Genomic DNA, 10586 nt, shown 5'->3' with positions numbered 1-10586 from the left:
TGTTCTGAAGGTCTGGTTAATGGTCTGGGTCCAGACTCTAAGACTATTCTATTTATAGAAACTATACGTATGGCAGTACAAGTGCCGCGTCAAAAGCAGTGTCGAAAATGCTTTAACGAATTGTTGGCAAGCAGGGTGCAAAATCAATGCTGTATGGGGGAAGTCCATGCCGGGTTTTGCTGGAATATTCCACGGCAATACAGCATGGTTTCTGATAACGGGATTTAAGGAATAGGGGATTGGCGCCATGCAGGTATCTGCAAAGCGGACCGGGAACTGGCTGAAGATCGGCAAAAGCATTGCTGTGATCGGTATGGTTTCATGGGTGTCGGCCTGTGCGCCGCTGCTGGATCAGGATTTCTGGGACGAAGCAACGTCCTTTGCAGATGACAATTATACCGCACTTGGTCTGCAGCAACTGGCAAGTGGTGATTATGCTTCTGCGGAAAAACTGTTTGACGAAGCACTGCGCAAGAATCCCCAGGACGGTCACGCAATGCTGTGGCGATCGGTCCTTTATCAAAACACCAACCGTCCGGACCGGGCGCAGGATGGCTATGAAACGCTGATTGCGATGAACCCACCCGGTACGGTCCTGATGTCGTCGGCGACGGGCACACAGCCGCGCCCCTTGCGTGATGCGGCAGAGTTCAATTTGTCGCGGCTCGAACGTGGCCTTCCAGGGTCGCTTAGCATCAATGATCAAATCATCAGTGGGCCTTCGGGGCTTGGCAATGGGGCAGCCGCGGTTGCGGCCGGGCGTCCTGTAAGCCCGTCTCCGACAATGACCAGCGGCGCGACAAAGCCGATGGATATTCCGGCAGGGGCCGCGCTATCAGCAGGGGACGAAGCGATTGCCAAGCGGTTTGCCATCTTGCGCAATCTGCAGGCAACCGGACTTGTCACGCCCGAAGAATATTCCGCACGCCGTTCCGCCAACCTTGGTGCGCTGTTGCCGATGAGCCAGCCGGCACCCTCTGCGTTCTTGAACAATCCGCCGCCCGAAGGTGCGCAGGTCGAACAGCGTCTTAACCAGCTAAACCGTGCGCTTCAGATCGGGGCGATCACCGTGCAGGAACATGTTGCGGAACGCACCGCCATTCTTGATGCGCTTCTGCCGGCCCAGCCGCGTCAACGCGCGACACCGCCACCGGCCCCGCAAGGGTTGATGGATGCTGCACGCCAAATCGCGCGCATTGAAGACCTGCAGCAGATGAAGCTGGTCACGCCTGATGAATTCAAACGTGAACGTGATGCGATTGAAGCCGCCATTGTCGAACCAGCACAGGGCACGGCGATGACGCTTAACTCCGGTGAACCGGTCCGCCGGGTCGCAACCGGGGAAAGCCGCCCGGTTCAGGCCGGCGAGGAAATGTCCAAAGCCGCACCCGCTGCAAGCGGTTCGAAATCGGTGCATCTGGCATCTTATCGCAATGAAGCGCAGGCCGAACGTGGCTGGCAGATTCTGAGTGGGCGTTATGGGCAGCTTGCCTCGATGCAGCATGGCGTCACGCGCGCCAATATTCCGGGCAAAGGTACATATTATCGTCTGATGGCCACGGGCCTGAGTGACAGTGCGGCCAGCTCGCTTTGTGCGGAACTGAAACGACGCGGTCAATTCTGCGAAGTTAAGTAGCAGATCACGTTGTTCGACCCATATTTGAATTAATGACACCGCCGGTGGGATCAAAACGTTGCCACCGGCGTTGTCATTTCCCGATATCTGAATTTCAACCGACGACCTGAGTATCAGCCATGATCTTTGTCTTTAGTGATTTTGGTATGAATGGACCATATAGTGGGACAATGCGTTCGGTGGTGATGCGGCATGCGCGTGATGTGCCTGTATGCGATCTGATGTGCGATGCCCCGGACCGAAACCCAAAGGCGGCAAGTTACCTGCTTGCGGCGCTGTGCCGCGAATTTCAGGAAGGCGACGTGGTTTTGGCCGTTGTTGATCCCGGTGTGGGCAGCGCGCGCAAAGGGGTTGTGGTCGAGGCGGATGGCGTTTCTTTTGTCGGGCCGGATAACGGGTTGTTTGAGATGGTGATCCGACGAGCGAAAAACGTGAAGCTCAAGGTGATCGACTGGATGCCCGATGGTGCATCTGCAAGTTTTCATGGGCGCGATATATTCGGCCCTGTGGCATCGTGGCTGGCAACAAATCAGGAATTTGACGCGCACGGCATTCCGCTTGATCAACGGTTCGGCCTGGCAAAGGAATGGCCAGATGAACTTGCCGAGGTGATCTATGTCGATCCTTACGGCAATCTGATGACCGGACTTTTCGCACGATCAAAGGATGAAAAAATCACGATCAATAAACATGTACTGTCGGGTGCCCGGACATTTTCAGATGTGCCGTCAGGAACGGCGTTTCATTACGGTAACTCGGTCGGGTTATGTGAAGTCGCGGTTAATTGCGGGCATGCCGATCAGATGATGGGGGCTGCAATCGGCACCAGGGTCGACGCGAATTGACTGCAACTGATGCAATCAATGATAGGTTTATGGTGGTGTGATGTTATCGTTTCAAAGTGTGAAAACCGCGTATGACGATCAACAGGCAATCCTTGGACAGGATTTGGTGAATGGCAATCAAGGTTAAATTCTGGGGCGTTCGAGGCAGCATTGCCTGTCCATCACCGGATCATGTTGTTTACGGTGGCAATACCAGTTGCGTTGAGATGACGGTCGGCGACACGGTTCTGATCTTTGATGCGGGTACCGGCATCCGAAATCTGGGCAAGGACCTGATCCGGCGAAATGTCACCGAGGCCAATATCTTTCTGACCCATACACACTGGGATCACATTAACGGCTTTCCATTCTTTGTTCCGGCCTATAACCCGAACGCGTCCTTTCGGGTTATGGCGGGGCATCTGACCAATCAGGGGGGCGTGGAACGGGTGTTTTCGGCCCAGATGGCAGACCCGACTTTCCCGGTGCCACTATCGGCCATGAAATCAAAGCTGACATTCGAGGATTTCAATGTCGGTGACGAACTCCGCCCGGCGGCGGATATCTTGATCAAGACTGCACCACTGCGTCATCCCAATGGGGCGACAGCGTTTCGCGTGGAATATGCTGGCCATTCAGTTTGTTATGTCACCGATACCGAACATGATCCCGACAGTCCCGATCAGGTCATTCTTGATTTTATCAAGGATGCTGATCTGGTGATCTATGACAGTACCTACACTGACGAGGAATTCCCGCAGAAAGTCGGGTGGGGGCATTCGACATGGCAGGAAGGCATTCGGCTTTGCCGGGCCGCCAATGCCAAACAGTTGGCATTGTTCCATCATGACCCGGATCACGACGATGCGACAATGACCGTCATTGAACAAAAGGCACGCGCCACCTGGTCAGGTGCCTTTGCGGCGCGTGATGAAATGGTGCTGCAGATCGAGTAGGCGACTTGCGTGGAAGCAAGATAAAGACGCGCCCCCGAAATGTTTTCGCGGGGCGCGTTGCTTTTAGCGTGAATGGCCGCTTTGCATATCCTGAACAATTTCGTCGACATTGACCGTGAAGCTGGCCTGACGCGGTGGATATTCTTCGAACGACTGGAAGAACTTGTTCACCACTCCAATCGCCGGGGCAAGTGTCCATGACCGGTTTTCCTGCCATTCATCAAAGCCACGTGCTTCGTGGAACCGTTCGAACGGATCAAGTTTCAGGTTGGTGATCAATGGGCTGGTCAGGTTGTTGGCCACACCGTTGAACCATTGGTCCTGTTTGGTAAACAGGAACTTCCAGTCACCATAACGCAAGCCGTGGAACTTCGTTTCCGTGAAATAGAAGAATTCCTTGCGTTTGGTTGGGCCATCCTGGGTCAGGATATCGGTTTGATCATAACCATCCAGATGGACACGGTATTTGCGATCTCCAATCTTGTGACCATCAAGCAGCTTTTCCTTGAGATCCTTCTCACCGAGCTGCGACATGATGGTTGGCACCCAGTCTTCCATGGTCATGAATTCGCCAGTAGTGGTGCCGGGGGGCACAACGCCGGGCCATTTGACTGCCATTGGAACCCTGAACCCGCCTTCATAACCACCAACACCTTTTTCACCGCGGAACGGCTGGTTGCCGCCATCCGGCCAGCTGTTGGACGCAGCCCCATTATCGGTCGAGAACATGACCATGGTGTTGTCTGCCACACCAAGTTCATCAAGAAGGTCAAGAAGTTCGCCAACATCATCGTCAAGTTCCTTCATGCCATCAGCATAAAGGCCGTAACCGGTGACACCTTCATATTCGTCGCTCAGGTTGGTGCGGTAATGCATGCGCGTGGTGTTGTGCCAGACAAAGAACGGTTTGTCCTCTGAGACAGCATCGCGGATGAAGCGTTTTGATTTCTCAAGGACTTCCTGATCAAGTGTCCTTTGGCGTTCGCGCCCGAAATCTCCAAGGTCTTCAATCGCCTGCGAACCGTCTTCCTGATGCACGGAATGGATAACGCCACGTTGGGCTATTTGTTCGGCGACTTTGCTGCCGACGGGATAGTCATATTGTTCCACATATTCCCCGGCATTGAGGTGATACAAAATGCCATAGAATTCGTCGAACCCGTGGTTGGTCGGCAGGTGTTCGTCCCGGTCGCCAAGGTGGTTCTTGCCGAATTGTCCGTTGGCGTAGCCGTATTCTTTTAGCATTTCTGCAAGGGTAGGGTCTTCTTCTTGCAGGCCAATGGGGGATCCTGGAATACCAACGGTGCTTAGCCCGAGACGCATCGGATATTGACCTGTCAGGAATGCCGCCCGACCAGCCGTGCAGGATGCCTGCGCGTAGTGATCCATGAACAGCATGCCGTCATTGGCGATACGGTCGATGTTAGGGGTGCTGCCCCCCATCATGCCGCGGTGATAGGCGCTGATATTCCACATGCCGATATCGTCGCCCCAGATGACCAGGATGTTGGGACGATCAGCCGTTTCCGAGGTCTGCGCAACAGCAGCACAGGGCAGGGCCATCAAGGCGGCAAGCGTTTGAAGAATTCGGGGCAGTTTCATTTTTCTACCTTCCTGTTTGTCGTGCCAGCGCAAACCACTTGGGCGTCTGACCGAGCCAAAAGGAAAGAAGACCGAGCCCGGAGAAAACCAGCAGGAGAACATATTTCCTGGTTGCGCACTCGGAAATGGTATTCCTGCGCAGTTTTGCGGTCAAGTTATAGAGTTATGGCAACGCACTGGGGCGGAGATTAGAACACGCGTGAATATTTCGGGAAGATGCGAATTTCGATCCGGCGGTTGGCTTGACGGTTTTCGGGGATTGGGTTTCCGAAATCATCGCGGTTGGGCAATTTGGGTTTGGTATCACCATAGGAGATCGCACGCATGCGCTTGCTATCGGGATCAACACCAAGGGCACCAAAGAAGCGGACAACAGCAATGGCCCGACCAGCGGCAAGGTCCCAGTTTGTCGGAAAGCGCGGGGAGCCGATTGGGCTGTCATCGGTATGACCGGCGACTTCGACCTGAAAACCAAGATAGCGGGGCTCCTGTAACAGATCACCCACATCCTTGAGGAACAGAACCGCATCGTTGGTGAGGTTCGCAGAGCCGGGCTGGAAGAAGGACCCGCTGCCCATTTCCATCAAAATGCCTTCGTCGTCGGTCGAAACGCTGACCGCGCTGTCCATTGCCATGTTGAAAACGACATCACGCAGATCGGTTTCAAGCACCTGGGTAGGGCGAACGACTTCGCGCTTGCCGATTTCTTCTGCAATACCGGCCTGTACCTTTTCGAAGATCGGGATTTCAACCTTGGAAAAGCTGACCAGCATGACAAAGAAGGCCATCAAAAGCGTGATGGCATCGGCATAGGTCGCAAGCCAATCTTCGTTGACTGGTTCTTCCTCTATGCGCTGCATGCGTCTTTTGCCGCGGGCCATCTCGGATATCCCTTATTTCGAAGACTTATCGATATTAAAGTGAATTGCCGGATCCAGAAAGGAATTCATCCGGTCCTGAATGGCGCGCGGACCTTTGCGGTCGGCTAGCATGATCAAGCCTTCGGCGATCAGGTAATTGCGAAAACGCATGATTTCTTCACGCTGCTGGATTTTGCTTGCTGCGGGCAGGAAAAAGAACCGGGCCGCGACAATTCCGTAAAGGGTGGTGATCAGCGCGATGGCAAGACCGGCACCAAGAGACGTCGGGTCATCCGCCATTTTATCAAGCATAATGACAAGCCCGACAAGCGTACCGATCATCCCGAAGGCAGGTGCAGCAGCAGCCATACTCTTGAGGATAGCGACCGGGACAAGGTTGCGGCTAAAGGCATTGTCGATGGCATTATGAAGCATTTCTGCGGTTTCCTCGCCGTCATAGCCGGTTATGATGACTTCCATCGCCCAGCCAAGAAACGGTTCGTCCTTGCCAACCCGTTCGGCTTCCTGTTCCAGGGCGTTGATGCCCTTTTTCTGCAGCAGATAGCCCCATTTAACCACACGACCAACCTCGCCGGTCAACTGGCCACGGCCCATTTGCGGGGCACGAAAAATCTTGAAAATCAGTTTGAGAGCAAGCAGCACATAGCGCGCCTCATAGGCGATAAAGGTTGCAGCCAGAGTGCCGCCAACCACCATCAGCGCGCTCGAAAGGCTTAAGAATACCAGATAGTTATCAGTCGAGATAAAGATTGACCCAATAAACAGGCCAAGGCCGACCATAATGCCTAAAATCGTCGTAAACGACATTGTCCCCACAATCCCCCGGGGCGCCAAAACGGCGCTTGTAGCAGTAGAACTATCAAATATTAGACGTAATCGTATTATTTTTTACGTAAGAATAGGCATGTTATCAGTTGTTTTGAAGTTAATTTTGTTCAATTGCCACGTAATCAGATGTCCTGAAAGCGGACACTTACAGCGATCTGTGGCCATAAAGTTATAGGGCTTCATTTTTTATCTCGATCTGCAAATACAAGACCGGCGGCAAAACAACTGTTTTGCCGCCGGGGTGTTTGATCGCGATTTCGGTCTTTGTTCTGGTCTATGTGTTGCGTCAGCTGCTTCGAATATCGGTAAGGAACTGATCGACCTGTGCGCGCAAGTCATTTGAAAGCGTTCCAAGTTCTTCAGCAACATCAAGAACAAGGTGGGCAGCCTGATCGGTATCGGCCACGGTATTGCTTACCCGTTCAATGTTGCTGCTGACTTCCTGCGTGCCGATGGCGGCCTGTTCAACATTCTGGGCAATTTCGCCGGTCGCATCGGACTGTTCTCCGACAGCGGCCGAGATGGTGTTGACCATTTCGGTAATGCGGCTGATCACATCCGAGATGTCGCCAATGGAGTTGACCGTTTTACCGGTTTCTTCCTGAATTGCCGTGATTTGTTCGGCGATTTCGTTGGTCGCGCGCGCCGTCTGGTTGGCCAGGTTTTTGACTTCGGCCGCGACGACGGCAAATCCTTTGCCGGCTTCACCTGCGCGGGCCGCCTCAATCGTCGCGTTGAGTGCGAGAAGGTTGGTTTGACCGGCAATGTCGCTGATCAATTCAACGATTTCACCAATTCGGTTGGCGACTTCGGAAAGGCCCTGCACGGTGTCAGAGGATTGTGCAGCTTCGCGGGATGCTTCGGCGGCAATCTGGGTGGATTGCTGGGCCTGTTCGCCAATCTGGGAAATGGATTCGGACAGGTGGTCGGCGGCGTCTGCTACGGTACGTACATTGACAGTGGCTTCTTCGGAGGCGGCAGCAACTGTGGTTGCGCTTTTGCTTGCGCGGTCTGCGGACTCAACGAGCCCGCGTGCGGTGGTTTGCATCCGTTCGGCCGATGTCGAAACCGCACCGACAATCTGCGCGATCACCCCTTCAAAGCTGCCAATATGGCGTTCAAGGCTTTGCATGCGCTCTTCCCGGCGTCGGGATTCAACTTCCTGTTCGGCTTCCATTTGCTTTTTGGCAATGGCGTTGGTGCGGAAAACGTCCACCGATTTTGCCATTTCACCGATCTCGTCGCGGCGCGACAGGGTGTTGATTTCAAAGTTGGTATTGCCTTCGGCAAGCGCATTCATGTCGTGGCCAAGGTCGGAAAGCGGGCCTGTGACAATGCGCGACAGCAAAATTCGCATGCCAAGAATGGTGGCAACTGCAATGGCCAGGCCGCCCAGAATAATGCCGATCAGAATGCGGTTGGTCTTTTCCTGTTCCGGCGCGACCGACAGGCTTGATGACAGAACAGCGATCACGTCACCGGTATCGGCTTCCATCGCACCATGGCAACTGAAACATACTTCGCGATCCGCGCCACTGGTTTCACCAAGTACAATCGGCATTGAAAGGCGATAGGTGCCATTATCGGTGTAGCGTCCGATCATCTGGCCGGTTTCGATGGCTTCGATATCAATCTCGTCGCGCGGGGTTTTAAGCGGCTTGTCACCAAATTCTTCCATATAGGAAAGTGTCGTTGGCCCCCATGCAGACCAAAGTTCGCCCGGATAATCACCATTGCGGCTGTCAAACCAGTTGTTGAAAACCTGGATGCCGATGTCATCAACATCTTCCGGGCGCGCAGCCATGACATTGACAATGAGCGCATGCAGGGATGTCAGTTCGTTTTCGCTGAGTTGATGAAGCTTCTGGTCCATCGCTTTTTCCTCGACGATTGTCATCATCAAAAGCGCAATGATCACCGTGGTCGAGACGCCAAATGCAGACGCCCACATAAAGCGTTTTCGGATGCTCATGGCGTTGAAAGCGGACAGAATTGACATGGTTATTCCCCGGTGACGAAGACTTCAAGGAACCCGATAAAACAGGGTTCAACGATCCAGATTATGGGTGGATGAAACATGCATGTTCGCGCGCAAAGTGCTTTGATTTGCCTCAAGTGGTTTGAATTGAATCTATACAGTTCGCAATACGCGCAGGGATGCTTTGATTGGCGCGGGGCTTGCCAGCCATGCGTCAAGCAGGCATAAGCAGGCCAGAAAACACATCTGATTTACAGGATTGTCCGATGACGCTTTCCTACAGCGACACCCGCAAGAAGCTTGATCAGATCACCGCAGAAATGCTGGTGCTGATCCGGAAATATGATCTTGATGCGGCAAGCCCGTTTGACGTGATCGAAGTGGCACGTGCCAAGATCACTGATCAGAACGACTATATCCGCTTTCTGGAGCTGTCCTTGGAAGGACGGATCTATGGCGAGTATGGTGATGCCCTGCAAAAGCAGATTGATGAAGAAGCCAAACAGGCAGAAACGGCCAGAAAGCTTAACTAGGTTTTGAGCGGTCGCGTCCGCGCCAATCTGAAAATTTTTGCGGCCTGTCTTCGGTTTTGAAGACAGGCCGTTTTAATGTGTCCATCATCGGGCAAACTGGCACAAATCTTCTAATATCAGCGAAGTCTTTTGCGAGGCGTTTGGAAGAATTGGGCGTGCTGTCACAAATTCTTCCCGATCTTGTCACCGTGCTGCAGTTGAGAGGCCATGAAGATCGGACTATATGGCTGCTGTAAATGACGCATCACCAAAAAGGTGCGCCGAATTTCGACGGGCAAAACCGTTGAAACCCCAACGAGCAACAGGATGGCTGACATGAAAAAGAGTTACGTCCAGACTCTGATGGAAGTCGAAAAAGTATTCGGTCAGATCAATGATCATGACTATCGCCTTTATCGGGCAGTGTGGGGCAACCGCCAGGCCGCCCAAACCGGCTTGCCACGGGGCACCCGCGCGGAAATCAGCAAGAAGCTAGCCAACGACTTCGTTGCGGCCGCAACGCCCGCTACGCGCACAGCACCGGGCACCTCAGTGCCACATGCGGCCTGAGGATCAGGTTTCCATTCCGACAAACCGCTGCGTCAAGGCACGCTCCACCGGATGTGCCTTGCCAATCCGGTCGGTTTCAGGCATCTAGGGTCTGTTTCAGACCCTCAGGGTCGCCGTATGTGATCTGGCTGTGATTTTCATGGCTGGTGATCTGCATTTGATCATTTCCTGATATCTGGCCGGAGTACCCCATGTCGATCAAGTCGTTGATCCGTACCATTCCCGATTACCCGAAAAAGGGCATTATGTTTCGGGATATCACGACGCTGTTTGAGGACCCCTATGGTCTGAGCGAAGTGATCGACAGTTTTGCCGCCGAATTTCAGGACAAGAAGATCGACATGATCGCGGGTATCGAAGCCCGTGGTTTTGTCATCGGCCCGGCGGTTGCTGTTGCCCTGGGTGTCGGGTTTGTCACCATCCGTAAACAGGGCAAGCTTCCCGCCGAGACAGTCGGTGTCGAATATGAACTTGAATACGGTTCCGACGTGATCGAGATCCACAAGGATGCGGTTAAACCCGGTAGTCGCGTTTTGATCATGGATGACCTGATTGCGACGGGCGGTACGGCACTGGCCGCGATTGATCTGGTTGAAAAGATTGGCGCAGAGGTCGCAGGCTGCGCCTTTATCATTGATTTGCCAGACCTTGGCGGCGCGCAGAAAATCCGTGATCGCGGTGTTGAAGAGTTCCACTTGGTCGAATTCGAAGGCGATTAAGACGCTTGGAAACTGAGGTGAACGGCAGGAATTGCGAATTTCCTGCCGTATCACTATATATTCATGTATAATGCATGAGT

General features: G+C 53.5%; 11 protein-coding genes. 7 read left to right on the top strand and 4 right to left on the bottom strand.

Going from position 1 to position 10586, the window contains the following annotated elements; all coding sequences use genetic code 11:
* From B2R48_RS10165 to B2R48_RS10150, 4 genes are all read left to right on the top strand, one after another.
* Positions 1-228: hypothetical protein (locus tag B2R48_RS10165; RefSeq protein WP_296999814.1), on the top strand; the 228-nt coding region annotated here is incomplete at its 5' end.
* A 19-nt stretch (positions 229-247) separates the two neighbouring features.
* The gene (locus B2R48_RS10160; protein WP_296999811.1) at positions 248-1636 is read left to right on the top strand and encodes an SPOR domain-containing protein; all 1389 of its coding nucleotides are present in this window, start codon (positions 248-250) and stop codon (positions 1634-1636) included.
* A gap of 146 nt (positions 1637-1782) precedes the next feature.
* Positions 1783-2481, top strand: coding sequence for an SAM hydrolase/SAM-dependent halogenase family protein (locus tag B2R48_RS10155; protein WP_414716183.1), 699 nt, complete (start codon positions 1783-1785; stop codon positions 2479-2481).
* Positions 2482-2591: 110 nt separating this feature from the next.
* Complete coding sequence (locus tag B2R48_RS10150) at positions 2592-3416, top strand: MBL fold metallo-hydrolase (protein WP_296999807.1); 825 nt, start codon at positions 2592-2594, stop codon at positions 3414-3416.
* A gap of 63 nt (positions 3417-3479) precedes the next feature.
* Here the strand turns inward: B2R48_RS10150 and B2R48_RS10145 are convergent, their stop codons facing one another.
* The 4 genes from B2R48_RS10145 to B2R48_RS10130 form a co-directional block, all read right to left on the bottom strand.
* Positions 3480-5018, bottom strand: a complete 1539-nt coding sequence (locus B2R48_RS10145) for an arylsulfatase (protein WP_213472797.1) — start codon at positions 5016-5018, stop codon at positions 3480-3482.
* A gap of 188 nt (positions 5019-5206) precedes the next feature.
* Positions 5207-5899: an OmpA/MotB family protein gene (locus B2R48_RS10140; RefSeq protein WP_213472798.1), complete on the bottom strand. Its 693-nt coding sequence runs from the start codon at positions 5897-5899 to the stop codon at positions 5207-5209.
* 12 nt (positions 5900-5911) lie between these two features.
* Positions 5912-6706: a motility protein A gene (locus B2R48_RS10135; protein WP_062955325.1), complete on the bottom strand. Its 795-nt coding sequence runs from the start codon at positions 6704-6706 to the stop codon at positions 5912-5914.
* A 307-nt stretch (positions 6707-7013) separates the two neighbouring features.
* Positions 7014-8726, bottom strand: a complete 1713-nt coding sequence (locus B2R48_RS10130; RefSeq protein WP_296999802.1) for a methyl-accepting chemotaxis protein — start codon at positions 8724-8726, stop codon at positions 7014-7016.
* A gap of 245 nt (positions 8727-8971) precedes the next feature.
* Here B2R48_RS10130 and B2R48_RS10125 point away from each other — a divergent pair, with 245 nt between their 5' ends.
* The 3 genes from B2R48_RS10125 (at position 8972) to B2R48_RS10115 (ending at position 10506) form a co-directional block, all read left to right on the top strand.
* Complete coding sequence (locus B2R48_RS10125) at positions 8972-9238, top strand: hypothetical protein (protein ID WP_062955326.1); 267 nt, start codon at positions 8972-8974, stop codon at positions 9236-9238.
* 315 nt (positions 9239-9553) lie between these two features.
* Complete coding sequence (locus B2R48_RS10120; RefSeq protein WP_062955327.1) at positions 9554-9787, top strand: hypothetical protein; 234 nt, start codon at positions 9554-9556, stop codon at positions 9785-9787.
* 191 nt (positions 9788-9978) lie between these two features.
* Complete coding sequence (locus B2R48_RS10115) at positions 9979-10506, top strand: adenine phosphoribosyltransferase (RefSeq protein WP_062955328.1); 528 nt, start codon at positions 9979-9981, stop codon at positions 10504-10506.
* Positions 10507-10586 lie beyond the last annotated feature (80 nt).

The sequence above is a fragment of the Thalassospira sp. UBA848 genome, from assembly GCF_002295455.1.
GTDB lineage: Bacteria > Pseudomonadota > Alphaproteobacteria > Rhodospirillales > Thalassospiraceae > Thalassospira.
The sequence above is the reverse complement of the archived record's forward strand: the minus strand, read 5'-3'. Positions and strand labels throughout refer to the sequence as shown.

What these genes read in the sequence shown, in the direction of transcription:
- B2R48_RS10140 (WP_213472798.1), bottom strand. Translation starts at nt 5,899, where the DNA reads ATGGCCCGCGGCAAAAGACGCATGCAGCGCATAGAGGAAGAACCAGTC.
- B2R48_RS10135 (WP_062955325.1), bottom strand. Translation starts at nt 6,706, where the DNA reads ATGTCGTTTACGACGATTTTAGGCATTATGGTCGGCCTTGGCCTGTTT.
- B2R48_RS10130 (WP_296999802.1), bottom strand. Translation starts at nt 8,726, where the DNA reads ATGTCAATTCTGTCCGCTTTCAACGCCATGAGCATCCGAAAACGCTTT.
- B2R48_RS10120 (WP_062955327.1), top strand. Translation starts at nt 9,554, where the DNA reads ATGAAAAAGAGTTACGTCCAGACTCTGATGGAAGTCGAAAAAGTATTC.
- B2R48_RS10160 (WP_296999811.1), top strand. Translation starts at nt 248, where the DNA reads ATGCAGGTATCTGCAAAGCGGACCGGGAACTGGCTGAAGATCGGCAAA.
- B2R48_RS10155 (WP_414716183.1), top strand. Translation starts at nt 1,783, where the DNA reads ATGAATGGACCATATAGTGGGACAATGCGTTCGGTGGTGATGCGGCAT.
- B2R48_RS10150 (WP_296999807.1), top strand. Translation starts at nt 2,592, where the DNA reads ATGGCAATCAAGGTTAAATTCTGGGGCGTTCGAGGCAGCATTGCCTGT.
- B2R48_RS10125 (WP_062955326.1), top strand. Translation starts at nt 8,972, where the DNA reads ATGACGCTTTCCTACAGCGACACCCGCAAGAAGCTTGATCAGATCACC.
- B2R48_RS10115 (WP_062955328.1), top strand. Translation starts at nt 9,979, where the DNA reads ATGTCGATCAAGTCGTTGATCCGTACCATTCCCGATTACCCGAAAAAG.
- B2R48_RS10145 (WP_213472797.1), bottom strand. Translation starts at nt 5,018, where the DNA reads ATGAAACTGCCCCGAATTCTTCAAACGCTTGCCGCCTTGATGGCCCTG.